We start from the raw sequence: 24506 nt of genomic DNA, 5'->3' as shown, positions 1-24506 counted from the left end.
CGAGGTGAGCGTCTAGTACGCGGATTGCGGTCTTGACCTGCGGAAATGAGAGCGAGGACGCGCAGCGCGTGTGTTACTAGGCGGCGGCGTTGTGCCTGGTCAGCGACCTGCGGGGGTGATCTCGATGATCTTCTTGGGGAGGGAGAGGTCGAGTCGGGCGTAGAGGTCGGTCTGGGGCTTGGTGGGGTCGGTGCGCTGGCGGAATGTCCCGGTGGGGCCGGTGAAGGTGACGGCGTGGAGTCGGTCGAGGTCGCGGCGGATGTGGTGCCAGGTCTGGCCGGTGGTGGTCTCGGCGATGCGGATGAGCAGTAGCGCGAGCCAGCAGAGCATGACGTGGGCGCGGATGCGTTCTTCGAGGCGGTGATAGACCGGGCGCAGGTCGAGGATCTGTTTCATGTCACGCCAGCCGCGTTCGACTTCGAGGAGTTGCTTGTAGCCCAGCGCGATGTCGGTGGCGCTCAGGTGTGGGTCCGAGCAGCGCAGCAGGTACTTGCCGTCCAGGTTGGCCTCGGTCTTGATCTTCGCCTTGTCGATGCGCAGCAGCCCGCCGGGGGTGAGGCGCAGGTAGCGGTTCAGGCCGGGCTTGGTCGAGATCTTCCCGCGCAGCTCGCCGCGTTTCATCGTCGGGAGCTTGTCGGATCCGGCGATGAGCTCGTCGAGTTGGGCGACGAGCTGATCGCGGATGTGGGCGTCGCGCTCGGCGGCCTCGGGGTTGTGGCAGATCACGAACCGCTCGCTGTCGGAGACCTTCACCTCCTTGACCCGCATGTTCTCGCCGATGGTGGTGTAGCGGCCCTGCCGCGACAGGGCGGTCTTGATCTCCGGGCTGTCCGAGCGGAGCTTCTCGCCGATGATGTAGGTGTGCTCGCCGCGACGTAGGTAGCGGCGGTTGGCTTGTGAGGAGAAGCCGCGGTCGGCGACCCACACGATCTTGGACAGGGTCCAGTCCCGCATGTCGTCGCGGACCTGGCGGATCAGTTTCGAGTCGGCGGTGTTGCCCGGCCAGCACCACACCCGCACCGGGATCCCCTCGCGGGTCACCGCCATCCCGATCACGATCTGGGGCAGGTCGTCGCGGGAGTCCTTCGACTTGCCGTAAGTCCGGAACCCGGCCGCGCTCTGCTCGTCGTCGGTGCCGTCCTGACCGTCCTGACCGTCCTTGCCGTCCCGGCCGGCCACGACCTGCCCGTGTTCGTCGCGGTCCACCGGTGTGTCGGGATCCTCCAGCTCGAAGTAGGTGGAGGTGGTATCGAAGAACAGCAGGTCGACCTCGAGGTTGAGCAGGTTCGCGACCTGGGCAAACACCTCGCGCTCCAGGTGTTCGCGCACGTCGTGGAGCCAGTCCATCGCCCGGTAGCAGACATCGTCGGAGGTCTCGGGCAGGCCGTCGATGTGCACATCGTTCGAGATCCAGTCCGCGGCGGCCAGCTTCGACGACGGCGCCAGGGCCCGATTGGCGACCAGCCCGAACAGCACCCGCTCGAACGGCGCGCTGCCCCGCCGCTTGGCCAGCAACCTGTTGAGCACCGTGTCGATGCCCAGCCGGCGCCACAGCCCGTCGAGGACATCCGTGCCGCCCAGCGGGCGCGAGCCGAGCAAGCTCAGATCCGAACCGGCGGTGGCCTTGAGCGCCGCTGCCGGGTCGAGCAGCCGTGACAGCGACACGATCAGCCGCTCGATCGCCGCGGTGTCGACCTGATCGGTCCGCCCGAAGCTGTAGAGGATCTTGGTGCGAGCGGCGCGGGCGGCGGGGTCCCAGTCGTTGTGGACCAGTTGCAGGTAGGACACCCGGGTCCCGTTGCGGTTCTGCCGCTTCACCTCCCGCAAGAACATGTCCCAGAGCCTATCGACATCCAGCCACGTCAATCAACCTACACGGGACGATTCGTGTACTAGGCGTTCACGCGGTCGAACACTAGGCGCGGGCCGCTGACCTGCCCACACCGCCCAGACGTGTCCCAGGATCCACCATCAGCTGCGGAACGCAGGTGCAGCGGCTGATGGCCGACGGTTACGGCTTCGCGGGCGAGGGCGATTGGAAGACGGCCATGCTGCTGCGCACGCTCAAGGTGGCGTCGCAGGGCCTGTCCGGCGGCACCTCGTTCATGGACGACTACACCTACCACCTCGGCCCCGGCACCCCCCGCGTACTGGGTGCGCACATGCTGGAGATCTGTCCGTCGATCGCTGCCGGAACCCCGAGGATCGAGATCCACCCGCTCGGCATCGGCGGCCGGGAGGACCCCGTCCGCATGGTGTTCGACGCCGCTCCCGGCCCCGGCATCGTCGTCGGGATGTCGGACATGGGCGACCGCTTCCGGCTGGTGCTCAACGAGATCGACGTCGTCGAGGCCGACGAACCACTGCCGAACCTGCCCGTCGCCCGCGCCCTGTGGGAGCCCTGCCCCGACCTCCTTACCTCCTCCGAAGCGTGGATCATGGCCGGCGCTCCGCACCACACCGTGCTGTCCACGGCCCTGAGCACCGAGGAGGTCGCCGACCTGGCCGAGCTCGCGCGCACCGAGCTACTGGTGATCGACGAGGGCACGACGCCGCGCCGGTTCAGGCGCGAGCTGCGCTGGAACCAGGCCTACCACCGGCTGGCCGGGGCGTTGTGAGCATCACCGGCTGCGGGCGCAGTGGCTCTGACCGATGAGCAGCGCACCCGGCTGACCGCGTGATCGAAACGGGCCACCTCGGCCAACACGTCGGCCGTGCGATCGAGGATCGTGCCGGCCGCCGCCGACCGGCACGGCAACAGCGCAGTGGCTCGCAAGCTCGACATCCAGGTCGCGACCGCGCGCCGGTGGCGGGCCCGGTTCCTCGACCAGGACCTGGAAGGCCTGCTCGACGAGCCACGCCCGGCCGCCCGCGGACCGTCGCCGATGGGCAGGTCGAGGCGGTGATCACCCGAACGCTGGAGACCACACCGAAAGACGCCACGCGCTGGTCGACCCGGTCGACGGCCGCCGAGCTGGGCATGTCCCGGACCAGCGGGTCGAGGAGCTGGCGGGCGTTCGGCCTACGACCCCACCGACAGGACTCCTGGACTGTCGTAGAACCCGGAACGGGACACACCCGGAATCCTGCAGGTCACCGCGACGGCGAAGCCGTCAGCGGCCGGTTCACCGACCAGCGGGACGAGCATTGTGGGCGGACGTTCTCCCGCGCGAAGTACGCCGAGGCCGCTCCAGGATCAGCGTCGCAGGCACGACTCGCCGATCCCCGGATCCGTCGCGATCTGGGCGACCGGCTGCTCACGGTACGGGCGAGCCGACTGCGCGGCGGCGGAACTCCGGAGGGCGAGGTGCAGGCTTTCTGAGGAACTCCCTTCTCGGGCGATGATCGCACAGAACGGGTGTCCGAGTAAGCGGGTCAGGCTCCTGCTGGGCATGAAGGAGGGTCGGAGGTTCCACACCTACACCTGACCGGCCTTGCAGCGGTCGGGCACCGCTGACCTCCGGTGTCCGTTCCCTGCGGGCCGTCGTGCCGGAGCCCGCGGCCGAGGGCCGTACCGGGATTCCGTGGCCGTGTAGCAGTCCGGTCAGGTGATCTGCCCGGTGAGGAAGCGTTCCATCAGTTGCCGTGCTTCGAGACCGAAGAGGTTCAGCCGGTGTGTGTGCCGCAGCAGGAGAAGGCCAGAGGCGTGGGCGAACGCCTCTGCGGTGAGCCGATTCGCCTCCTCGGCGCCGACGAGCTCTTCGGCAGCACCGCGGACCGGCTCCAGCGTGGCCAACAAGGCGGCGTTGAGCTCATGGTCGACCTCCTCGTCGCCCAGTCCTCGGGGGGCCATTCCCCCAGCGAACAGGTAGAATCCCATGTCGAGATCACGAGGGTTGGCGTCGTAGAAGTCGAAGAACGCCAAGCCGGCGGCGACGTAGCGCTGAGCCGCCCCGTCGATGCCGGCCGCTGCGGTCTCGGTCTCGGCCCGCAACCGTTGCAGGGACTCGTGCAGAGCTGCGGCGTAGAGGTGTTCCTTGCTCGGGAAGTAGCCGTAGATCGCCCCGGTGGCGTATCCGGCCTCCTTGGCGATCGCCCGGATGCTCGCGTCGCGCAGCCCATCACGGGCGAACACACGTAGCGCGGCCTCAAGGATCAGTGCCCGCTTGGCCTCGGCCACAGCATCGGCGCGTGCTGCGCGTGCGCCCTCCGGCATCCGTTCCGCCTTTCCTGTAGATGGCCGCGACGCTACAGTCCGCACAACGTTCATCCAAACGAACAATGTTCAACCACCGGGGGTGGGTCACTGTGGCCGTCGCAGACATCGCTCCGGGCGAGCGGGTCATCGCCTACACCGAGCGCTTCCGCACGTTCCTCGATACCGACGTCGCCGAGCTGGAGAAGGAGCTGGCCCGGCAGGGCGCCGGCACCGCGAGCGGCCCGAAGTTCGATGATCACCGCCGCATGCATCCGGCGGTGTGGGAGGCGCGCCGCGAGGTCCAGCGGCGCTCGGGCGCCCTGGGGCTCTACGCCCCGCACTCCGGCACCGCGGCCGGGGGCGGCGGGTTCAGCCGGGTCGAGATGCACCACGTCGAGGAGTTCGTCTACCGCCACTCCGGCCTGGGACTGGGTCTTGCGGCACTGGCCTGGACCGAGGGGCCGAACCCCGCGATCGAGCACTGCTCTCCGGCGATGCGCGAGCAGTACCTGGCGCCGCTGATGACCGGGGAGATCACTGCGGCGTTCTGCAACACCGAGCTCGGCGCCGGCTCGGACGTGCTGCGGATGGCCACCCGCGCGAGCCGCGACGGCGCCGACTGGATCATCAACGGGTCGAAGGGCTGGATCACCAACTCGCACTTCGCCGACGTCTTGCAGGTCGTGGCGGTCACCGACCCGGGCGCCGGCACCCGGTCGTTGTCGATGTTCCTGATCGACGCCAACGCGCCCGGGGTGAGTCGCGGGGCCGATCTGCCGACCACGATGGCCGACGGACTGACCGGCACACTGGAGTTCCGTGATGTGCGGGTGCCGGCCGAGAACGTCGTCGGCGAGATCGGCGACGGCTTCGGCCTGGCGATGTCGTGGATCAACTGGCGTCGGCTCTGTCGCGGTGGGATGTGCGCCGGCTGGGGCGCGTGGCTGCTTCAGCGTGCCGTCGACTACGCCCAGCAACGCGAGGTCGGCGGGAAGCCGATCGCCGCCCAGCAGGCCGTGCAGCACATGCTCGCCGACATCGACGCCGACATCTATCAGGCCCGCTCGACCTCGCTGGTCGCCCAGGCCCAGCTCGACGACCTCGACCCGTACGGAATGCCGCTGCACCCCGGGGCTCCCCGGCTGATCAGCCTGGTCAAGGTCATCAACGACGAGGCGTTCTTCCGGGTCGCCGACAACGCCATCCAGGTCCGTGGCGCGGTGGGGCTCGTCCAGGACTCGCCCGAGGAGAAGCTGTTCCGGGTGGCGCGCAACCTGCGGATCCCGGCCGGCACCTCGGAGATCCAGCGCAACGCCATCGCCCGCGGTCTGCTCAAGACCAAGGCGGCGTGATGGCCGTGTCAGTTCCGCTCACGCAGTTCTCGCCGGGTGGTGGCTGCGCGTGCAAGCTGCCCCAGCAACTGCTCGACGACGTACTGGGCTCGCTGCGTACCGGCGCTGCGACCGGCGGGACCGACGCTCGCCTACGGGTCGGTCTCGACCCCGCCGACGACGCCGCGGTCTTCGACCTGCCCGGGTGGCACGGCCGGTCGCTGGTGGTGACCTGCGACTTCCTGACCCCGGTCGTGGACGACCCGTACCAGTGGGGACGGATCGCGGCGACCAACGCCCTGTCCGACGTCTACGCGATGGGTGGGCGCCCGCTGCTGGCGCTGAACCTGCTCGGCTGGCCGTTGGACCTCGACCCCGAGCTGGTCGCCGAGGTCCTCCGTGGCGGCGCAGAAGCGGTCGCCGACGCGGGCGCGCTGCTCGCGGGCGGTCACAGCATCGTCGACCCCGCCCCGAAGTACGGACTCGCCGTCATCGGCGAGGCCGCCCACGACGCCATCCTGCACAAGGGCGGCGGACACCCGGGTGACCGACTGGTGCTGACCAAGCCCCTCGGCGTCGGCGTCATCGGCACCGCCGTCAAGCTGGGACGCGCCGCCGACACCGAGGTGGTGGGCGCAGTCGAGTCGATGACCCGACTCAACGCCGCCGCCTCGCGCGCCGCCGTGGCCTGCGGATTGGCCGGGGGCACCGACATCACCGGGTACGGCCTGATCGGGCACCTGCACGAGATGACATCGGCCGGCCGCCTCGAGGCCAGGATCTGGCCGGGCGAGGTGCCGTTGTTACCCGGTGTCGCCCGGCTCGTCGCGAACGGATGCGCACCGGACGGCAGCCGACGAACCCTGCAGGGTGCCCTCGACGCGGGCTGGTTCGTGCCGGGCGAGGCGGACTCGATCTGCCAGCTGCTGCTCGCCGACGCACAGACCTCCGGTGGGCTGCTGCTCGCCGCCCCGCCGGCCAGGGTGGGCGAGCTGCTGGCGACGCTGCACCGTGGCGGCGACACCGCGGCGACGGTGGTGGGCGAGCTGGTCGAGGGCGCCCCCGGGCGTGTTACTGCCGCGCCGGGCCCGATCGGGAGGAGGCACGAGTGAGACGTCTGGCGTGCGTGACCGGCCGCTTCCAGCCCGTGCACGGACAGCACCTGGAACTGTTCGAACTCGCCTTGCGCGAGGCCGAGCACCTCATCGTCGCGGTCACCAACCCCGACACCAGAGCCCGGCACGAGGAGGCGACCTCCGCGCACCGCCACCTCGCCGAGGCCAACCCGTTCACCTACTTCGAGCGTCTGCGTCTGCTGCAGGCCGCGCTGCAGGAACGAGGCCTGTCCCGCCACGCCTCGATCGTGCCCTTCGACCTGACCCGACCCGAGACCTGGTACGAGTACGTCCCTGGCCGTGCACGACAGCTCGTGCGCGCTTACAGCGCCTGGGAACGGGAGAAGGCGAGCCGGCTCTCCGACGCCGGATACGAGGTGACGGTGCTCGACGGCGACCCGGCCACCCGGCTGTCGGCCTCCGATATCCGCGCGCGCCTCGACGCCGACCAGTCGGTATGGGCAGACCTGGTTCCGCGCGCCGTCGTCCCGGTGCTTGCAGAACTCCTCGCCGGCCGGGACCAGACCGAGACCGAGGAGGCGATATGAAGCCTGCGGGCTACGGCGAGACCCAACCCCGACTCGACGACGACCGGCTACCGATCGTGCTGGTCGTCCTCGACGGCCTGGGCGACCGGCCGATTCCCCAGCTCGACGGCCGCACACCGGCCGAAGCCGCCCACACCCCTCACCTCGACGCCCTGGCCCGTCGCGGCGCGAGCGGCTGGCACCTCCCGTTCGGATGGGGGCGGGCTCCTGCCTCCGAACTCGCCCACTGGGCCATGTTCGGCTACGCCGAGGTGCCCTTCCCCGGCCGCGCCGTCCTCGAAGCCCTCGGCGGCGGCCTCGACGTCGACCCCGACATCGCCGTCACCCACGCCTCCCTACGCACCTCGCGCGTCAACGGGAGCACGCTCCACCTCACCGGCAGGGCCCGGCCGGACGACCTCGACGACATCACCGCCCTGCTCACCGGACTTACCCCGATCCTCGCCGAACACGGCATGACCCTGCAACAGCTCGGAGGCAAGGGCGAAGCCCTGCTGTCCTCCCCCACCCACCACAGCGGCGCCGTCACCGACTCCGACCCGCTGTTCGAGACCTTTCACCCGTGGATGCGCCCGGTCCCGACCGAACCGGACGGTGCGGCGTTCGCCGAGGACCTCACCGCCGCGCTGCTCGATGCGCGGGCTTGGCTGCTCGCCAGTGACATCAACGCGCGCCGCCTGGCCCGCGGCCTGCCCGCGCTCGACGTCCTCACCACCAAGTGGTCCGGCCGGCGAGGAACCATCCCGTCGTTCCTCGACCAGGTCGGTGTCGCCGGTGCCGCGGTCACCAGCACCCGCATCTACAAGGGCATCGTCACCGCGCTGGACATGACCTCGAGCCACCTCTCCCCGGTCGACGACCTCGAGAAGGACATGGCCGGCCGACTGGAAGCGGCGGAGCGGCTCATCGAGGACGGGGCCCGGTTCGTGCACGTCCACACGAAGGCCACCGACGAGGCCGGCCACACCAAGCGACCCTTCGCCAAACGCGACGTCCTGCAGTCCATCGACCGCGGCCTGGCCGGTCTCGGCGAGATCGCCGAGCGCGCCGTGGTCGCGGTGACCGGGGACCACGCGACACCCTCCACCCACGGCGTGATGCACGCCGGAGAACCGAGCCCCCTGCTGGTGGCGGGCCCGACCGTGCGACCCGACGGCGTCACCGAGTGGGGCGAGCTTTCCAGCCAGGTGGGCTGGTGGGGCCAGGTGCGGGCCGCCGAACTGCTGCCGCTGCTGCTCGGACAGGCCAACCGGCCGGTGTTCATGGGCCACCGCATCACCGCCCGGGCGGTGCCCGCGCTCGCCGACACACCCCGGCCGATGCCGCTGCGACAGGCACCGTGAGCGCTCACGACGGCAGCCCGCCGGGCGCGAGCCAGGCCGGGCGGGCCCGTCGCAGCATGCCGCCGGGACGGGGTCGCGGGCGAATCGGCTTCCGGTACCGCAGCAGCAGCCGAACGGCTCGCCGCACAGGGCCACACCGCCTCCCGAACCCGGACCGGGCGGCTGTGCACCCTGCAGAAGCTCTGGTCGGTCCATACCCGCACGCGCGGCCGCACCCGCCGGCCCGGACCACCGGTGCACGACGACCTCGTGCGCCACGGGTTCACCGCCGCCCGGCCCAACCAGCCGTGGCTGACCGACATCACCGAGCACCCCACCGCCGAGGGCGAGCTCTACCCCTGCACCGTGAAAGACGCCTGCTCGAAGCGGATCGTGGGCTACTCCATCGACGCCCGCATGACCTCGCCGCTCGCGGTCAACACGCTGCGCAACACCGTGGTTCAGCGCGGAGCGCCGGCACCGACGGTGGTCTGCTCCGTCCGCGGCAGTCAGGTCGACGCCGTCCGGGCGACGGTCCCGTCCTCCAGTGCGCGGGTCCGGTCGTAGTCCCAGCAGGCCAGGGTGATCGGGATCCGCTCACGTGATGTCCCGGACGATCTGGCGGAACGCCGGGTCCGCGCTCAGCACCGAGCGCATGGCCTCGGTCAGCTCCGCCCCGGGCATGAACTCGATCGGCCGTCGCTGCTCGGTTGAGGCTGCGACCAGGTCCGGGTTGGTCAGGGCGCAGGCGAACGCGTCGCGCAGGAACGCCAGCCGGTCCGGGGCGAGACCGGGCGGGGCGACCATCGTGCGGCTCAGCGAGACGAGATCGAGCAGCGACGTCAACGTCTCCCGCTGCGCCGCGCCGGCAACCGGAAGGTCGCGGGCCCTGGGCACGCCCTCCAGTCCGGGGCTGTCGGCGTCACCGAGTACGAGCACCGGGCGGATCTCCCCCGACCGAATCGCGCTGACAGTGCTGGCTACCGGCAGGACCTGGGCGTCGGCGTCACCGCGCAAGTATGCCGTGCGGGCCTCGCCCGATCCGGCGAAGCCGCTGATCACCTCGACCGGGAAGTCGAAGATCTGCTGGAGCAGCGGCGGGTTGATGTAGTCGTTCGAGCCGGGGCCGGTGGAGACGAACCGCACCGGGTCCGGGGAGCGAAGCATGTCATCGAAGTCGGCAAAGCGGCTGTCCGCGGCGACGACCACGACGTTGGCTTCGGCCGAGACCCTGGCGACCCAGGACAGGGCGGCCAGGTCGAAGTTGATTCCGGCCGCCTGACCGATCTGGGCGCTCACCGCGCCGACCGTGTTGACGATCTGCACCCGGGTTCCGTCCGGCTCCGCGGCCGCGGTGTTCGAGGTCGCGAGCAGCCCGCCGGCGCCGGCCTCGTTGACGACCTTGACGTCACCACCGATGCAGCGGGCGAGGTAGGGCACGACGTCGCGGGCGTACAGGTCGTAGCCGCCGCCGGGCTCGTAAGGCACTACGAGGTCGATCGCGCGGTCTCGGTAGAACTCCGGCGCCGAGAGCGCGCCGGGATCGGCACCGCACCCGGCGAGGACGAGCGCGGCCACTCCCGCGGCGACGGCGGAGAGGTATCTGCGAGGTGTCATCGGAGCATCAGCCCTTCGGGGAGCGCAATCTCGAACAGCACGTCGAACAGCAGCCAGACGACCAGCCCGACGGCGACGCCGTACCCGACGCTTGCCTGCCAGCTCGCCCGCGCCTGGACCCGCAGATACGCGAGGGCGAAGACGGCTCCGGTGACAACGAGCCCGATGACGTAGATGCCGGCGAAGAACCCGACAACCCAGGCCAGCGCCACCGTCCAGGACCGGCGACCGGCCGTGGCGAACACCCTGGTCGCCTCATCGGAGGGCGGTGGTCCTTCCCCGGAGCGCTGGGCGCGGGACCGCCCGGCCCGCCCGGTGAGGCTGCGGACCAGGTGGAGGCCGCTGAGCACGGCGCCCGTGCCCGCCGCCAGCAGCGGGGTGAGCGCGGCCCGGAAACTCCACTGGGCGGCGAGCAGGACGGCGACGGCGAAGACCGCCAGCAGCACAGCCGACATCGCCACCTCCACCGGGTCGAACCGGCGGACGGCCGACGGCGCGGCGGTCGGTGCCACTGCACCCGGTGTGTCCCCGTCGGGGACCTGGTCGGCGGTGCTCATCGGGAGACTCCCTTCGACGCGAGGACGCGAACCGAACGGCGCCGCCGCACGGACTGGATGAGCGTGAGGACGACGATGACCGCGACGACCACGACGACCGGCCGGGTCAGCCACTCGTAGCCGTAGAGCGACACGGACAGGAACAGGTAGCGCTCGGCGATCGAACCGAGCACGACCGCCAGCAGGAAGGGCACCCTGGGCCAGCCCCAGCGAACGCACACCACGCCGAGGCCCGCGGCCGCAAGCATCACCAGGACGTCGGCGAAGTTGTTGCTCGCGGTGTAGGTGCCGACCGTCAGCAGCACGAGCAGGGCCGGGACGATATAGGTGCTCGGCACGTCGGTGAGCTTGACCAGGTGCCGGACCGTGAGTAGCGCGATCGCGACGGCGACGACGTTGGCGAGGATGACGATCCACGCCATGGAGAGCGTCACGTCGAGATCGGTGGTCAGCATCTCCGGGCCCGGGTCGAGGCCGACGACGAGGAACGCGCTGAGCAGAACAGCGGTCGCCGCGCCGCCGGGGATCCCGAAGGCGACGGTCGGTACGAGCGCACCACTGTCCTTGGCGTTGTTGCTCGCGCCGGCCGCGATCACCCCCTCTATCGAGCCGTGGCCGAATTCCTCGGGGCGCCGGGAGGTCTGCTGGGCATGGCCGTACGCGAGGAACTGCGCCACCGAACCACCGACCCCGGGCATCATGCCGATCGCCATGCCGATCGCCCCGGAGCGGACGACCAGCCACCAGTGCGCGAGCGAGTCCCGCACTCCCTGCAGCAGCGCGGACATGCCGCTCGCGCGCACCTCGTCGCCGGCCTTGTCCGCCTCGGTACGCGCGCTTCCGGACCGGTTGATCGAGCCACGGGCCAGCATCAGCTGCAGCAGCTCCGCGCCGCCGAAGAGCCCGACCACCAGCGGGACCAGCGGGATCCCCGCCCAGAGGTAGAGCTCGCCGAAGGCGTACCGCGGCACCCCCTCCTGCGCGTCGATCCCGACCATCGCGACCATCACGCCGAGCAAGGCCATGAGCAGACCCCTGACGACGTGTGCCCCCGAGAGCGCCACCACGAACGTGAGCCCGAGGATGGTGAGTGCGAAGAATTCGGCCGGGCCGAAGGACAGCACGAGCGGCCGCACGATCGGGATCACGGCGACGAGCACGACGGCGCCGAACGCCGCGCCCAGCGCCGATGAGGAGAGCACGGCACCGAGCGCGCGCCCCGCCTCGCCCCGTTTGGTCATCGGGTGGCCGTCGAGAACGGTCGCCGCGGATGTTGCCTCACCCGGGACGCCGAACAGCACCGAGGTGATGTCCCCCGCCGTCGAGGTCACGGCGAGCATGCCGAGCAGGAACGCGAAGGCCTGCACCGGTTCGAGACCGACGCTGAACGGCAGCATCAGCGCCAGGGTCACCGCCCCGCCGAGGCCAGGGAGGATGCCCACCGCGAATCCGACTGCCACGCCGACGAGCATCAGCAGCAGGGTTTGGGGCTGCAGCAGCTGGGCGAGGCTGCTCAAGAGCGCTTCTCCCATGAATCCTCCGTGATCTCGCTGCCGCCCGGGCAGGCCGGACGGGTGATGGGAGCGTTCAGGACTTCGGGGTCCAGCAGTTGCGTCAGGTCGAACGATGACCGGTCTCGTCGCGGCTTCGGCAGCAGTGGCCGGCCACGTGCGACGAGTCGGTGCGGGGGGATTGGAACCCGACCTCTTCGCGTGTCGTCGTGAGCCGCGCCTCGGCTGTCCAGGAGTCGGTTCCGGTGCTCGGACCCGCTGCGACAGGCGAGCTGTCACGTCCGGCGACGGAGATTCGGCCGACGCCGCGGCATGGGCTTCGCCGAGGACGAACTCGACAGCTGCTCACAGCGGCCGGCAGAGCGTGCGCGAGGTCGAGACCGAAACCGTCACGCACGCATCTCCGATCCGTCTGATCAGAGATGGCTGCTCAGGGCGGCCGCATCGGGACACGGGCCCGTTGCCCGGGCAGCACACATCGTGGCGGCGGTACCGGCGTCATCGCCGGCTCTCGCTCCGGAGCCATGCGAAGACAATAGGACTAACAACATACCAATACAAGGTTTCGTGCATCAGTTCCTGCAGCGCCGCCGGAGCGTGGACTCCAGCGCAGCAGTCGCAACCGCCGCCCACGTGCACGGCATGGTCGGAGCCGGGCCGCGGGAACTCTCGCCTGATCCCCTCCCGGGCGACCAGCTCCGGGCGGGCGCACTCCCTGCAGGGCGCCGTAGCGCCGCTCGTCGAGCCGCCAGTCGGTCCGCACCGCAGGTTCTGCCGCCCCGGCGGCGACCAGTCCGCCGGCAACGATCCGAGCCCTCTGCGCGGCCCTGGCCAACACCGACGCGCACACGACGGCCGGGGCGCACCCGTGGGAGACGAGCAGTTCCGCCGCCCGGAGCGCCTCAGTCCGTGCTCTGCCGTGCCGCAGCGGTACGAGCACGGCGGACGGGTCGGATCTGACCGAGGGCAAAGTGGTATGATGTAATACCAATACGGCCGCTTCGCTCGGCCCGTTTCACGCCAGCAGAGCAAGGGAGGCCCACAGGTGCCCAAGGTCGTTTTCGTCCTCCCGGACGGCACCCAGACCGGGGTCGACGCCCGCGACGGCGACTCCGTGATGCTGGCCGCGACCCAGAACGGGGTGCCGGGCATCGTCGCCGAGTGCGGCGGCAACACCAGCTGCGCCACCTGCCACGTCTGGGTCCGCGACGACTTCGCACCCCGTCTCGATCCCCCGGGCGATATGGAGGAGGACCTGCTCGACCTGGCCGTCTCCGAACGGCGGGACGGCAGCCGGCTGTCCTGCCAGGTGCCGGTGACCTCCGAGCTGGACGGCCTGACCGTCGAGATCCCCGCGGTGCAACCGTGACCGGCACCCTGGTCGTCGGGGCCGGCCAGGCCGGCGTGCAACTGGCCGTCTCGCTGCGCGAGTCGGGCGACACGATGCCGATCACGCTGATGGGCGCCGAACCGCAGCTGCCCTACCAGCGACCCCCGCTGTCCAAGGGCTACCTGTCCGGCGACACCGACGCCGATCGGCTCGCCCTGCGCACCGCCGCGTTCTACGCCGACCGCGGTATCGAACTGGTCACCGGCGAGCGGATCACCGCGCTCGACACCGGCCGCGCGGTCACCGACCGCGGCCGGGAGATCGCGTTCGACCGGCTGGGGCTCACCGTCGGCGCCCGGGTACGGCGGCTCCGGGTACCCGGTGCCGCGCTCGACGGCGTGCACCACCTGCGCGACCTCGCCGACGCCGACCGGTTGCGCACCGCGCTGGCCGGGACCCGGCCGGTGGTCGTGGTCGGCGGCGGCTTCATCGGCCTGGAGGCCGCGTCGGTGGCCCGTGCGCACGGACGCCCGGTCACCGTCGTCGAGGCCACCGACCGGCTGCTGGGACGGGCCGTCGCCCCGGTCGTGTCCGCCTTCTACGCCGGCGCGCACGCCCGCCGCGGGGTCCGCGTCCTGCTGGACACCGGCGTGACCGCACTCGACGGCACGGCGGGGCGGGTCCGGTCGGTGCACCTCACCGACGGCGGCGAGCTGCCCGCCGCGCTGGTGCTCGTCGGGATCGGCGTCGAGCCGCGCACCGAGCTGGCCACCGGCCTCGGCCTGGCCTGCCCCGGCGGGATCCCGGTCGACCTCGACGCCCGGACCGCGCTGCCGTCGGTGGTCGCCGCCGGCGACTGCACGCTGCAGCCGCACCCCACCGGCGGCGGGCACGCCCCGGTACGGGTGGAGTCGGTGCAGAACGCGGTGCACCAGGCCACGGTGGCGGCCACGACGCTGGCCGGCGTCGCGCGCCCGACCCCCGAGGTGCCGTGGTTCTGGTCCGACCAGGCCGACCTCAAGCTGCAGATCGCCGGGCTCGCCGCCGGTGCGGACGAGATCGTCGTGCGCGGCGACCCGGCGGCCGAGCGCTTCGCCGCGCTGCACTACCGGGACGGCCGCCTGCAGGCGGTCGACGCGGTCAACTCGCCGGCCGACTTCCTGGTGGTCCGCCGGGCACTGGCCACCGGGACCGAGCTGCCCGCGAGCGCGGCCCGCCGGACCGACCGGCCACTCAAGGAGCTGCTCGTCGCCTGACGACCGGGCTCTTCGTAGGGCTAATGGTAATACTGTTGTTCACTCGACATGGTATGGGAGGCGTGCGGTGCTCAAGACGGAAATCAACGAGCTGCTGACGCAGACCGGGCCCGGCACGCCGATGGGCGAGCTGTTCCGGCAGTACTGGATCCCGGCGCTGCTCGCGGAGGAGCTGCCCGCGAACGACTGCCCCCAGGTCCGGGTCAAGCTCCTGTCCGAGCGGATGATCGCCTTCCGCGACAGCGAGGGCCGCTACGGGCTGATCGACGAGTTCTGCGCGCACCGCGGCGCCTCGCTGTGGTTCGGCCGCAACGAAGAGGGCGGCCTGCGCTGCGCCTACCACGGCTGGAAGTTCGACGTCACCGGCCAGGCGCTCGAGGTGCCCTCCGAGCCGGACAACAGCAACTTCTGCGCCCACGTCAAGCTCCGCTCCTACCCGCTGGTCCGGATCGGTGACGTGCTCTGGACGCACATGGGAGACCCGGCGACCCGGCCGCCACTGCCCGAGTTCGAGTTCACCCAGGTGGCACCGGAGCAGAACTACACCTCGAAGCGCTGGCAGGAGTGCAACTGGCTGCAGGCCTTCGAGGGCGGCATCGACTCCAGCCACGTGTCCTGGCTGCACTCGGGCGGCCTCAAGAACGACCCGTTGTTCAAGGGCGCCAAGGGCAACGAGTACAACATGAACGACCTGCGGCCGTTCTTCGAGGTCGCCGACGCCGAGGGTGGCCTGTTCGTCGGCGCGCGGCGCAACGCCGAGGCCGACTCCTACTACTGGCGGATCACGCCGTGGGTGATGCCCAGCTTCACCCTCGTCCCGCCGCGCGGGGACCACCCGGTGCACGGGCACTGGTGGGTCCCGATCGACGACCACAACTGCTGGGCGTACTCCTTCGACTACCACCCGACCCGGCCGCTGACCGGCGACGAGCTGAGTGCCATGCGCGCCGGGCACGGGGTGCACAGCGAGAACATTCCCGGCACCTACCGCCCGGTGGCGAACCGGGACAACGACTACCTGATGGACCGCGACGCCCAGCGCCGCGGCGAGTACTTCTCCGGGATCAAGGGCATCGCGATCCAGGACTCCTCGCTGCAGGAGAGCATGGGCCCGATCGTCGACCGGTCCAAGGAGCGGCTCGTCTCCGCCGACGCCGGCATCATCAAGGCCCGCCAGAAGCTCCGGCGCGCCGCCGTCGCCCTGCGCGACCAGGGCGCCGTCCCCCCGGGTGTGGATCCGGCGCACCACCACGTGCGCTCGGCGGCGGTCGTGCTGCCCCGGGACTCGGCGTTCATCGACTCCAGCCGGGACGCGCTCACCGCGGAACCGGGCAAGCCGCACGCGTCGGTGTGAGGACGTCGATGGGCACCCGACCGATCCTGCCGAGCAGCTGCGCGCTGGCCACCACCGCCGAGGAGGCGGGCTACCGGATCGACGCCCCCGTCGAGGGCCGGCGGGGTACCCGCGTCGTCGCGCTCGACGACGACGCGGCCACCGCGGTCCGCAGGCTCGCCCGCGAGCGGTGGAACGCGGCGCGGTTTCTGACCCTGCGCACCGGCCCACCCCCGGCGCCCGACGGCACAGACGGCACAGACGGCACAGACGATGCCCTGCCCCTGCACCACACCGGCGGCGCGGCCACCGACCTCGCCGCCGAGCTGGCCGCGGCCGACGCCGTGGTCATGATCGCCTCGGCCCGGGCCGGGGACGCCGCCGCGCTGGCGGCCGGACGGATCGGGCGCGCCTGCGCCGGGCGCGGGGTGATGACCGCGGGGATCGTGCTCGGCGGGGCCGACGCCCGGGCGAGCGTGGCCGCGCTGCGCCCGCACGCCCGTGTCCTGCTGGCCGGCGCCGACGACCGCGACGCCGCCGATCTGCTGACCGCGATCCGTGCCTGAGAGGGGGAACCGATGAGCGAGACCGTGACCGTCCCGGCGCTGCAGGCGATGAAGCGCGACGACCGCAAGATCGTCGGCGTCGTCGCGTGGGACTACCAGATGGCCCGGATCGTCGACCGGGCCGGTGTCGACCTGGTGTCGGTCGGCGACACCGTCGGCATGAACCTGTGGGGCCGGCCGAACCCGCTGGAGATCACCATGGACGAGCTCCTGGTGGTCTGCCGGGCCGTCCGGCGCGGGGTGCGCCGGGCCCTGGTGTCCTGCGACTTCCCGTTCGGGCCGCTGCAGGAAGGCCCCCGCGAAGCGGTCCGCGCCGCGATCCGGCTGGTGAAGGAGGGCGGGGTGGACCTGGTGAAGCTCGACGGCGCCGCCGACCACCTCGACGCCGTGACCGCGGTGCACCGCGCCGGGATCCCGGTGTTCGCCCAGTTCGGGATCACCCCGCAGACCGCGCTGCGGCACGGGATCGCCTACGACACCACGCCCGGGGCGTCCAGCGAGGTGCCCGCGGACATGCGCGAGGAGATGGTCGCCGAGGCCAGGGCGCTGGAGGCGGCCGGGGCGGCGCTGCTCAACTTCACGAACTCGGGCCCGGTCGTCGGGCCGGCCGTGGTGGATGCGGTGTCGATCCCGGTGCTCGGCGGTCACGGCGGCGGGCCGTGGCTGGACGGTCGCGTCCGGATGGTGAACGCGGCCATCGGCTACGCGGAGTCGCAGCTCGACGACCCGCGCGATACCTACGCCGACGTGGCCCGGATCAGCCTCGACGCGATCTCGGCCTACGCCGGCGACGTGCGCGCCGGGCGCCAGATCCGTGGCGGGCGGTGAGGACGTGCCCACCACCACGATCGACGGGCTGCGAACCCGCTACGAGGTCACCGGCGACGGGCCGGCCCTGCTGCTGTTCTCCCCCGGCGGGTTCGACGCGACCCTCGCGAACTGGTCGACGCACGGCGTCTACCGGGCCACCGGGCTCGTCGAGGCGCTGGCCACCCGGTACACGGCCATCGCCTTCGACCGGCGCGAATCCGGGGACTCCGGCGGCCGGGTCGAGCGGGTCACCTGGGCGCACTACGCGGCCCAGGGCGCCGGCCTGCTCGACCACCTCGGCATCGAGCGCGCGTTCGTGCTCGGCGGGTGCGTCGGCGCGTCGGTGGCGGCGACGTTCGGCGTCGCGTACCCGGAACGCACGGCGGGCATGGTCCTGTACTCCCCCGCGGGCGGTGCGCGGTACCGGATGACCCAGCACCGCCGGTTCGCCGAGCACGCCGCGTTCGTCGCGGCGCACGGGCTCGGCGCGGTGGTGGAGCGGGCCCGCGGGTCCGGCGCCGGCTTCGGCACGGATCCGGCCGTGGGCCCGTGGGCGCCGGTCCTGCGCCGCGACCAGGACTTCGCCACCGCCTACGCCGCGGGCGATCCCGGCCGGTACCGCACCGTGCTCGAGGGGATCGTCCGCACGATGTTCGACCGGGACAGCGTCCCCGGCCCGGAGCCGGAGGACCTGCTCACCCTCGACGTCCCGGCACTGGTCGTGCCGGGCCAGGACGCCTCGCACGCCCGCTCCGCCGCCTGGTTCCTGCACGAGTGCCTGCCCGGCTCCCAGCTCTGGGACGTCGGGGTGGCCGAGCAGACGGCGGACACCGCGCCCGCCCGCGTCCTGGACTTCCTGGACTCCCACCGCGCCTGAGCCGCGGGGGCGTCAGTCCCCGAGCAGCGAGCCGCCCCGTTCCAGGACGGCGATCTGGGCCAGGCGCTCGGCGTGCCGGCCGCCGCGGAAACCGGTGTCGAGCCAGACCTCGAGGATCCGCTCCGCGGCGTCCGGCGCGATGACCTTGGCCCCCATCACCAGCACCGTCGCGTCGTTGTTGCCGCGGGCGATCCCGGCCAGGAACGTGTCGTGGCACAGCGCCGCCCGTATCCCGCGGATCTTGTTGCAGGCCATCTGCTCGCCGCTGCCGCTGCCACCGAGCACGACGCCGGTGTCGGCGGCGCCGGACAGCACCCGGCGGCAGAGGTCCTCACACAGCACCGGGTAGTCGACGACCCGCTCGTCGTGCACCCCGCGGTCGTCCACCTCGTGTCCGCGCGCGGCCAGCCAGTCCACCAGCCGGGCCTTCATCGGCACCGCGTTGTGGTCGGCGACGATCGCGATCCGCATCCCGCTCACCCGGCCAGGCCCGCGGTACCGGCGGCGAACAGCCCGTCGACGTCCGGCCGCTCGGCGAGGATGTGCTGGTCACGGGCCAGCTCGGCGAGCCGCTCCAACACGGCCCGGTTGGGCTCGATCCCGTAGGGCAGCGGATCGGCCCCGGTCTCCCGCGCGACGACGGCGTTCAGCCGGTCGGTGGCGTCCGGGTCGGTCACCGCGCCCGCCGCCAGGTCGGCGACGTAGCGCCGCTTGGCCTCGGCGAACGCGGCGAACAGGTCCTCGGCCAGACCGGGGTGGTCGGCCAGCAGCTCGTCCCGCACGACGACGAGGTGGTTGACCGGGTGGAAACCGTCGCGGTGCAGCGCCGCCACCGCGGCGGCCTGCGGATCCGGCACGAGCGGGGCCACGCCGGGCCCGGTGAGCCCGGCACCGATCACCGCGGCCAGCTCGCCAGCCGCGAGCATCGCCCCGAGATCGGCGTCCGCACCCGCGGCGACCACGTTGGACGGTGCGCGGTACCGCTCGACGTGCTCGGCGTCCGAACACACCCAGGTGATCCCGTCGAGGTCGAGCCCGTACTCCCGGTCGAGCACCCCGCGGGCCCAGACGCCGGTGGTCACCGTGTAGCCACGGTTCACCCCGACCCGCCGCCCGGCCAGGTCCTGCGGCCGGATCCCGGACCCGGCGGCGACCTGGATCGCGCCGTGGTGGAAACCGCGGACCAGGAAGACCGGCAGCGCGGTGAACGGGACGCCGTGTGCCCGGGCGACGAGGTAGGTGGTGACCGCCATCTCCGCGACGTCGAACTCCAGGTCGCGGACCATCCGGCGGAACCCCCTGGGCAGCGGCGACACCTCGACGAAGTCGAGGGTCGCGTGGGCCGGCGCGACGCTCCCGTCCTTCAGCGCGGCGTTCGCGCCCTGGCTGCGGGTCAGTGTGGACAGGTGCAGCTCGGTCATCTCGTCCGCCTCTCCGTCGCGGACCGTCCCTGGTCGCCGCGACCGGCGCAGACTAACATTGGTCTAACACCAGACCATAAGACTGGAGGAGCGACATGGTGGACGATGTCCTGGCCGCGGTACGGGTGGCCCCCGGCCGCACGGAGCTGCAGCACTTCGCGCTGCCGCGGGTACCCGCCGACGGGGCGCTGCTGCGGGTGGAGGTCGCCGGAATCTGCGGCACCGACGTCAAGATGTACGCCAACCCGCCGTTCACCGACCCGGTGATCATGGGGCACGAGAACGTCGGCGTGATCGTCGACGCGGGACCCGACTTCGTCCGCCGGCACGGGGTCTGTGACGGTGACCGGGTCTTCGTCGAGCACTACGTGGGCTGCTTCCACTGCGAGTGGTGCCACGCCGGGGAGTACCGGCACTGCGAGAACACCGACTGGCGGACCAATCCCGACGCCCGGCGCTACGGCTACACCTCCGCGGCCAACGAGCACCAGCTGTGGGGCGGCTTCGCGCAGTACATGTTCCTGCCGTGGAACGCGGTGCTGCACCGCATCCCGGACGGCGTCTCTGCCCAGCTCGCCGGCATCGTCACCCCGCTGTCCAACGGCATCGAGTGGGCACTGAACGCCGGGGGCGTCGGCTACGACTCGACGGTGCTGATCCAGGGCCCCGGCCAGCAGGGCCTGTCCCAGGTCGTCGCCTGCGCGCAGGCCGGGGCCTCGACGATCATCGTCACCGGTACCACCCGGGACGCCGCCCGCCTGGAACTGGCCCGTGAGCTCGGCGCCGACCACGTCGTCGACGTCCGGACCGAGGACCCGCTCACCGCGGTGCGCGACCTGACCGGCGGGCGCGGCGTGGACGTCGTCCTGGACTGCACGGCGGGCGCCGGGACCGCACCGGTACTGCTCGGCGTGGACGCGCTCAAGCGGCGTGAGGGTGTCATGGTGGTCCAGGGCGAGGTGGCCGCGTTCCCCGACTTCCCGTTGAAGAAGGTCACCGAGAAGGCGATCACGATCCGCAGCGCCCGCGGCCACGGGTACCGGGCCTGCGAGCTCGCCGTCGCCCAGCTCGCGTCGGGCCGGTTCCCGCTCGAGCGCCTGGCGACCCACAGCTTCGGGCTCGACGAGACCGACCGGGCGATCCGGGCCGTCGGCGGCGAGCTCGACGAGGACGTGGTGCACGTGTCCCTGCTGCCCTGGGCCGGTGTCGCGTGAACGGCCCGGTGGTGGTGCGCAACCCGCCGCGACCCGACCCGGACGCGGTCGCCGCACTCGGCCGGTTCGGCGTGGCGACGGTGCACGAGGCGCAGGCCCGCACCGGCCTGCTCGCACCCCGACTCCGCCCGATCTTCACCGGCGCCCGGATCGCCGGGCCCGCGGTGACCGTCTCCGTCCCGCCGGGGGACAACTGGATGCTGCACGTCGCGATCGAGCAGTGCCGGGCCGGTGACGTGGTGGTCGTCGCCCCGACCACCCGTTCCGACGCCGGCTACTTCGGCGAGCTGCTCGCCACCTCGCTGCTCGCCCGCGGGGTGCGGGGCCTGGTCATCGACGCAGGCTGCCGGGACGTCCGCGAACTCACCGAGCTGGGTTTCCCGGTCTGGTCGCGCGCGGTGTCGGCGTTCGGCACGGTCAAGGAGACGCTCGGCAGCGTGAACGTCACCGTCTCCTGCGCCGAGCAGGTCGTGCACCCCGGTGACGTGATCGTCGCCGACGACGACGGCGTCGTCGTCGTGCCGCGCGCCGACGCGACCGCGGTGGCCACCGCGTCGGCCAACCGCGAGGAGCGGGAGGAAGGCATCCGGGCGCGTTACCGGGCGGGCGAGCTCGGACTCGACCTGTCCGGCATGCGTGAGCGCCTGGCCGCCGCCGGGCTGCGCTACGTCGACCGTCCGGGAGCGGACGCATGATCATCGACTGCCACGGCCACTTCACCATGGCGCCCCGGCCGCACCGGGAGTTCCGCCGGGCCCAGCTCGACCGGCTCGCCGATCCCCAGCTCCCCGAGCCGGGTGCCCCGGCCACGAGCGACGACGAGATCCGCGAGGCCGTCGAGAACAACCAACTCCGGGTGCTGCGCGAGCGCGGCGCCGACCTCATGCTGATCTCGCCGCAGGCCTCCGCGATGGACCACCACCTCCCGGACACCGCGCTGGCCCGCACCTGGGCCGGCGCCTGCAACGACCTCGTGCACCGGGTGAGCACGCTGTACCCGGGACACTTCGGGGCGGTCTGCCAACTCCCGCAGACCCCGGAGGGTCCGCTCGACGCGAGCATCGCCGAGCTGCGCCGCTGCGTCACCGAGCTCGGTTTCGTCGGGGCCAACCTGAACCCGGACCCGTCCGGCGGGGCCTGGACGGCACCGGCCCTGACCGACCCGTACTGGTTCGGGCTCTACGAGGCGTTGGTCGAGCTCGACGTCCCGGCGATGATCCACGTGTCGGGCTCGTGCCTGGCCCCGGTGCACACGCTCGGCGCGCACTACCTGCACGCCGACACCACGGTGTTCATGCAACTGCTGCTCGGTGACCTGTTCGAGCGTTTTCCCGGACTGCGGTTCGTGATCCCGCACGGCGGCGGCGCGGTGCCGTACCACTGGGGCCGGTTCGAGGGGCTGGCCGCCCGCCTGGGCCGGCCGCCGCTGCGCGAGCACCTGATGGACAACGTCTTCTTCGACAGCTGCGTCTACCACGCACGCGGGGTGAAACTGCTGCTCGACGTCGTCGGCCCGGACAACGTGCTGTTCGCCTCTGAGATGCTCGGCGCGGTGCGCGGGGCGGACCCGGAGAGCGGCATCGACTACGACGACACGCTGCAGTACGTCGAGGCCGCCGGCCTGTCCCCCGACGCCCGGCACGCCGTGCTGGAGGGGAACGCGCGCCGCGTCTACCCACGGCTCGCGGCACGGTTCGGCCCGCTGCCCGTCGCCTGATCCGGATGCCCGGGTCGGCCTGCCCGCAGGCCTGCCCGGGCCGCCGAGAACGCAACCAGACCGCCGGTGCCACCCCGCAACGGTCGGCGGTCAGTCCTTGCGCAGCCGCTCCGCGGTCCGGGCCAGGTGTGCTGTCATCACCGCGGTCGCCGCTGCCACGTCGCGCATCCGCACGGCCTCCACGAACTGCCGGTGCTCCGCGGTGCCGCGCACCCCCACCAGCGAGTCCTCCTCCTGCGCCCGCATCAGCGACCGCAGCATCGGCCCGTGGAACGTCCGCGCCAGCAGCTCGATCGCCGGGTTGTGCGTGGCCCGTGCGACCCGCACGTGGAACTCGGCGGACAGCGTCACCGAGTAGCCCTCGCCCGACTCCAGACTCCGCTCCGCCCGCTCACAGATCTCCTCCAGCTCCGCGACGTCGGTCTCGTCGGCCCGCCGGCACACCAGCGAGACGATCGAGATCTCGAACACCTGCCGCGCCTCGGTCACGTCGGACGGTTCCACCACCGAGAACCGCAGCAGGTCCGAGATCCCCTCACCGACCCGCTCGCTGGTCGGCGCGGTCACGAACGCGCCGCCGCGGGCGCCCACCTTGATCGTTACCAGCCCGGTGGCCTCCAGCATCTTCAAGGCCTCGCGCACCGTCACCCGACTCGCGCCGAACCGCTCACCCAGCTCCCGCTCCGATGGCAGCCGGTCCCCCGCCACCAGCTGTCCCTCCGAGATCAGCAGCCGGATCTGTTCGACGATCAGGTTCGACACCCGGCCGGCACGAACCTTGCCGAACATCTCGGACTGCTCCCGGGGCTTGCCGGAGACGGTCGAACCGTCGGACTGTGACGCCATGGACTAATAGTATGTCGGTCGGGCCGACGCCGTGGGAGCGCCGGGGCGTGTTCATCGATGACGAGGTGATCCGGACCTCGAACGACCACTACGCGTGTGACGCGTCGCGGACCCCGGTCCGGTGGGCCGCGGCGGCGGCCCGCAGGCCGTCTGCGCCCCGGCCGGCCTCACAACGTCCGGCCGAGCCGCCCGGCCTCCCGGCGCAGCACCGGGCCGAACTCGCGACGCATCCGCTCCGCGGAGACCCGGGCGCTGGACGCGCTGACGCTCATCGCGGCGACGACCCGGCCGGCCCCGTCGGACACCGGGACCGCGATGGCCCGCATGCCCAGCTCCAACTCCTCGTCGCTGATCGCGAGCCCCTCCTGCCTGGCCTCGCGGACCACCGCGAGCAACGCGCCGGGGTCGGTGAGCGTGTGCGGGGTCCGGCATTCGCGCTCGGCCGCACCGAGCACCTCCAGGACCCGGTCGTCGTCGAGCGCACCGAGCAACACCCGCCCGGTCGCCGAGCAGTGCACCGGGAGACGAGCCCCCACCCGCACCCCGGTCTTGACGATGCGCGACGCCTCGGCCCGGGCCACGAACACCGACCACCCGTCCTCCCACACCGCCAGCGACACCGACTCGCCGAGCTCGTCGCGGGCGTCGGTGAGCCGTTGCTGGGCGAGCCCGGGCAACGTCGACGTGTCGAGATAGGTGCTGCCCAGCCGCAGCATCCGAGGGGTCGGCCGGAAGTACCGGCCGTCGTGCTCCACGTAGCCGAGCTCGACCAGGGTGAGCAGGCACCGGCGCGCGGTCGCCCGGGCGACGCCGATGCCCTCCGCGGCCGAGGCGACCGACAACCGCGAGGACGTGCTGCCGAACAACTCGATGACGGCCAGACCCTTCGCCAGCCCGGCCATCCCCTCCGGGGCACGGGAGCGGCCGGGTACCCCTCCGCCGTCGTCGGTCACGCGGGCTCCACCAGGCCGGAAGAGGACTGCATCTGTTCGTTATA

The 24506-nt window shown here is 72.0% G+C and carries 24 protein-coding genes and 1 pseudogene; 16 read left to right on the top strand and 9 right to left on the bottom strand.

The window, feature by feature from the left end; genetic code table 11:
* Nucleotides 1–99 precede the first annotated feature (99 nt).
* Entirely contained in the window at nt 100–1833 is a 1734-nt protein-coding gene (locus JOF36_RS12675) for an IS1634 family transposase (RefSeq protein ID WP_245350808.1), read from the bottom strand.
* A gap of 146 nt (nt 1834–1979) precedes the next feature.
* Between JOF36_RS12675 and JOF36_RS12670 the strand changes: the two are divergent.
* Together JOF36_RS12670 and JOF36_RS12665 are read left to right on the top strand one after the other, a co-directional pair.
* Nucleotides 1980–2618, top strand: a pseudogene (locus tag JOF36_RS12670) (L-arabinose isomerase family protein); the annotation flags it as partial.
* 96 nt (nt 2619–2714) lie between these two features.
* Nucleotides 2715–2906 carry a helix-turn-helix domain-containing protein gene (locus JOF36_RS12665; RefSeq protein ID WP_210026960.1) on the top strand — a complete coding sequence of 64 codons (192 nt, stop codon included), beginning with the start codon at nt 2715–2717 and terminating at the stop codon, nt 2904–2906.
* Between the two features lie 638 nt (nt 2907–3544).
* On the opposite strand, the gene JOF36_RS12660 is transcribed toward JOF36_RS12665, so the two are convergent.
* On the bottom strand, nt 3545–4156 hold the full coding sequence (locus JOF36_RS12660) for a TetR/AcrR family transcriptional regulator (protein ID WP_210026958.1): 612 nt from the start codon (nt 4154–4156) through the stop codon (nt 3545–3547).
* Between the two features lie 92 nt (nt 4157–4248).
* Here JOF36_RS12660 and JOF36_RS12655 point away from each other — a divergent pair, with 92 nt between their 5' ends.
* From JOF36_RS12655 to JOF36_RS12635, 5 genes are all read left to right on the top strand, one after another.
* Nucleotides 4249–5490: an acyl-CoA dehydrogenase family protein gene (locus JOF36_RS12655; protein WP_307862346.1), complete on the top strand. Its 1242-nt coding sequence runs from the start codon at nt 4249–4251 to the stop codon at nt 5488–5490.
* On the top strand, nt 5490–6581 hold the full coding sequence (gene selD, locus JOF36_RS12650; protein ID WP_210026955.1) for a selenide, water dikinase SelD: 1092 nt from the start codon (nt 5490–5492) through the stop codon (nt 6579–6581). The genes JOF36_RS12655 and selD overlap by 1 nt, the downstream gene beginning before the upstream one ends.
* Nucleotides 6578–7132, top strand: coding sequence for an adenylyltransferase/cytidyltransferase family protein (locus tag JOF36_RS12645; RefSeq protein ID WP_210026954.1), 555 nt, complete (start codon nt 6578–6580; stop codon nt 7130–7132). The genes selD and JOF36_RS12645 overlap by 4 nt, the downstream gene beginning before the upstream one ends.
* Complete coding sequence (locus JOF36_RS12640; protein WP_210026953.1) at nt 7129–8475, top strand: alkaline phosphatase family protein; 1347 nt, start codon at nt 7129–7131, stop codon at nt 8473–8475. The genes JOF36_RS12645 and JOF36_RS12640 overlap by 4 nt, the downstream gene beginning before the upstream one ends.
* 234 nt (nt 8476–8709) lie before the next feature.
* Entirely contained in the window at nt 8710–9021 is a 312-nt protein-coding gene (locus JOF36_RS12635; RefSeq protein ID WP_210026952.1) for a DDE-type integrase/transposase/recombinase, read from the top strand.
* 30 nt (nt 9022–9051) lie between these two features.
* Here the strand turns inward: JOF36_RS12635 and JOF36_RS12630 are convergent, their stop codons facing one another.
* Genes JOF36_RS12630 through JOF36_RS12620 form a run of 3 tightly spaced genes read right to left on the bottom strand, consistent with a single transcriptional unit; the run spans nt 9052 to nt 12160 of the window.
* Entirely contained in the window at nt 9052–10071 is a 1020-nt protein-coding gene (locus tag JOF36_RS12630) for a Bug family tripartite tricarboxylate transporter substrate binding protein (RefSeq protein ID WP_210026951.1), read from the bottom strand.
* Nucleotides 10068–10628, bottom strand: a complete 561-nt coding sequence (locus JOF36_RS12625) for a tripartite tricarboxylate transporter TctB family protein (RefSeq protein ID WP_210026950.1) — start codon at nt 10626–10628, stop codon at nt 10068–10070. The genes JOF36_RS12630 and JOF36_RS12625 overlap by 4 nt, the downstream gene beginning before the upstream one ends.
* Nucleotides 10625–12160, bottom strand: a complete 1536-nt coding sequence (locus JOF36_RS12620; RefSeq protein WP_210026949.1) for a tripartite tricarboxylate transporter permease — start codon at nt 12158–12160, stop codon at nt 10625–10627. Before JOF36_RS12620 ends, JOF36_RS12625 begins: the two co-directional genes overlap by 4 nt.
* A gap of 1024 nt (nt 12161–13184) precedes the next feature.
* Here JOF36_RS12620 and JOF36_RS12610 point away from each other — a divergent pair.
* The 6 genes from JOF36_RS12610 to JOF36_RS12585 all read left to right on the top strand — a co-directional run bounded on the left by JOF36_RS12610 (nt 13185) and on the right by JOF36_RS12585 (nt 18311).
* Entirely contained in the window at nt 13185–13508 is a 324-nt protein-coding gene (locus JOF36_RS12610; protein ID WP_210026947.1) for a 2Fe-2S iron-sulfur cluster-binding protein, read from the top strand.
* A complete protein-coding gene (locus JOF36_RS12605; RefSeq protein WP_210026946.1) occupies nt 13505–14725 on the top strand; it encodes an NAD(P)/FAD-dependent oxidoreductase in 1221 nt (406 codons plus the stop codon). Before JOF36_RS12610 ends, JOF36_RS12605 begins: the two co-directional genes overlap by 4 nt.
* A gap of 67 nt (nt 14726–14792) precedes the next feature.
* Nucleotides 14793–16079: an aromatic ring-hydroxylating dioxygenase subunit alpha gene (locus JOF36_RS12600; protein ID WP_210026945.1), complete on the top strand. Its 1287-nt coding sequence runs from the start codon at nt 14793–14795 to the stop codon at nt 16077–16079.
* Between the two features lie 8 nt (nt 16080–16087).
* The gene (locus tag JOF36_RS12595; protein WP_210026943.1) at nt 16088–16624 is read left to right on the top strand and encodes a hypothetical protein; all 537 of its coding nucleotides are present in this window, start codon (nt 16088–16090) and stop codon (nt 16622–16624) included.
* Between the two features lie 12 nt (nt 16625–16636).
* The gene (locus JOF36_RS12590; protein WP_210026941.1) at nt 16637–17452 is read left to right on the top strand and encodes a 3-methyl-2-oxobutanoate hydroxymethyltransferase; all 816 of its coding nucleotides are present in this window, start codon (nt 16637–16639) and stop codon (nt 17450–17452) included.
* Between the two features lie 4 nt (nt 17453–17456).
* On the top strand, nt 17457–18311 hold the full coding sequence (locus JOF36_RS12585) for an alpha/beta fold hydrolase (protein ID WP_210026939.1): 855 nt from the start codon (nt 17457–17459) through the stop codon (nt 18309–18311).
* Nucleotides 18312–18323: 12 nt separating this feature from the next.
* Here the strand turns inward: JOF36_RS12585 and JOF36_RS12580 are convergent, their stop codons facing one another.
* Complete coding sequence (locus tag JOF36_RS12580; protein ID WP_210026937.1) at nt 18324–18782, bottom strand: RpiB/LacA/LacB family sugar-phosphate isomerase; 459 nt, start codon at nt 18780–18782, stop codon at nt 18324–18326.
* A gap of 5 nt (nt 18783–18787) precedes the next feature.
* Nucleotides 18788–19732, bottom strand: a complete 945-nt coding sequence (locus JOF36_RS12575) for a substrate-binding domain-containing protein (protein ID WP_210026935.1) — start codon at nt 19730–19732, stop codon at nt 18788–18790.
* 95 nt (nt 19733–19827) lie between these two features.
* On the opposite strand from JOF36_RS12575, the gene JOF36_RS12570 reads away from it, so the two are divergent.
* The 3 genes from JOF36_RS12570 to JOF36_RS12560 are packed head-to-tail and all read left to right on the top strand — an operon-like array spanning nt 19828 to nt 22663.
* Nucleotides 19828–20946, top strand: coding sequence for a zinc-dependent alcohol dehydrogenase (locus JOF36_RS12570; protein WP_210026933.1), 1119 nt, complete (start codon nt 19828–19830; stop codon nt 20944–20946).
* Nucleotides 20943–21641: a 4-carboxy-4-hydroxy-2-oxoadipate aldolase/oxaloacetate decarboxylase gene (locus JOF36_RS12565; protein WP_307862345.1), complete on the top strand. Its 699-nt coding sequence runs from the start codon at nt 20943–20945 to the stop codon at nt 21639–21641. The genes JOF36_RS12570 and JOF36_RS12565 overlap by 4 nt, the downstream gene beginning before the upstream one ends.
* Nucleotides 21638–22663 carry an amidohydrolase family protein gene (locus tag JOF36_RS12560; protein ID WP_210026932.1) on the top strand — a complete coding sequence of 342 codons (1026 nt, stop codon included), beginning with the start codon at nt 21638–21640 and terminating at the stop codon, nt 22661–22663. Before JOF36_RS12565 ends, JOF36_RS12560 begins: the two co-directional genes overlap by 4 nt.
* 90 nt (nt 22664–22753) lie before the next feature.
* Here the strand turns inward: JOF36_RS12560 and JOF36_RS12555 are convergent, their stop codons facing one another.
* Nucleotides 22754–23509 (bottom strand): FadR/GntR family transcriptional regulator, encoded by a 756-nt coding sequence (locus JOF36_RS12555; RefSeq protein ID WP_210026931.1) that lies wholly within the window; start codon nt 23507–23509, stop codon nt 22754–22756.
* Between the two features lie 167 nt (nt 23510–23676).
* On the bottom strand, nt 23677–24462 hold the full coding sequence (locus JOF36_RS12550; protein ID WP_307862344.1) for an IclR family transcriptional regulator domain-containing protein: 786 nt from the start codon (nt 24460–24462) through the stop codon (nt 23677–23679).
* Between the last annotated feature and the right edge of the window lie 44 nt (nt 24463–24506).

Source organism: Pseudonocardia parietis (genome assembly GCF_017876315.1).
Lineage (GTDB): Bacteria > Actinomycetota > Actinomycetes > Mycobacteriales > Pseudonocardiaceae > Pseudonocardia > Pseudonocardia parietis.
The sequence above is the reverse complement of the archived record's forward strand: the minus strand, read 5'-3'. Positions and strand labels throughout refer to the sequence as shown.

Excerpts from the sequence above, each read along its gene's own strand:
- JOF36_RS12675 (WP_245350808.1), bottom strand. The coding sequence starts at position 1,833 with ATGTTCTTGCGGGAGGTGAAGCGGCAGAACCGCAACGGGACCCGGGTG.
- JOF36_RS12660 (WP_210026958.1), bottom strand. The coding sequence starts at position 4,156 with ATGCCGGAGGGCGCACGCGCAGCACGCGCCGATGCTGTGGCCGAGGCC.
- selD (WP_210026955.1), top strand. The coding sequence starts at position 5,490 with ATGGCCGTGTCAGTTCCGCTCACGCAGTTCTCGCCGGGTGGTGGCTGC.
- JOF36_RS12640 (WP_210026953.1), top strand. The coding sequence starts at position 7,129 with ATGAAGCCTGCGGGCTACGGCGAGACCCAACCCCGACTCGACGACGAC.
- JOF36_RS12630 (WP_210026951.1), bottom strand. The coding sequence starts at position 10,071 with ATGACACCTCGCAGATACCTCTCCGCCGTCGCCGCGGGAGTGGCCGCG.
- JOF36_RS12625 (WP_210026950.1), bottom strand. The coding sequence starts at position 10,628 with ATGAGCACCGCCGACCAGGTCCCCGACGGGGACACACCGGGTGCAGTG.
- JOF36_RS12620 (WP_210026949.1), bottom strand. The coding sequence starts at position 12,160 with ATGGGAGAAGCGCTCTTGAGCAGCCTCGCCCAGCTGCTGCAGCCCCAA.
- JOF36_RS12595 (WP_210026943.1), top strand. The coding sequence starts at position 16,088 with ATGGGCACCCGACCGATCCTGCCGAGCAGCTGCGCGCTGGCCACCACC.
- JOF36_RS12590 (WP_210026941.1), top strand. The coding sequence starts at position 16,637 with ATGAGCGAGACCGTGACCGTCCCGGCGCTGCAGGCGATGAAGCGCGAC.
- JOF36_RS12580 (WP_210026937.1), bottom strand. The coding sequence starts at position 18,782 with ATGCGGATCGCGATCGTCGCCGACCACAACGCGGTGCCGATGAAGGCC.
- JOF36_RS12575 (WP_210026935.1), bottom strand. The coding sequence starts at position 19,732 with ATGACCGAGCTGCACCTGTCCACACTGACCCGCAGCCAGGGCGCGAAC.
- JOF36_RS12570 (WP_210026933.1), top strand. The coding sequence starts at position 19,828 with ATGGTGGACGATGTCCTGGCCGCGGTACGGGTGGCCCCCGGCCGCACG.
- JOF36_RS12560 (WP_210026932.1), top strand. The coding sequence starts at position 21,638 with ATGATCATCGACTGCCACGGCCACTTCACCATGGCGCCCCGGCCGCAC.
- JOF36_RS12555 (WP_210026931.1), bottom strand. The coding sequence starts at position 23,509 with ATGGCGTCACAGTCCGACGGTTCGACCGTCTCCGGCAAGCCCCGGGAG.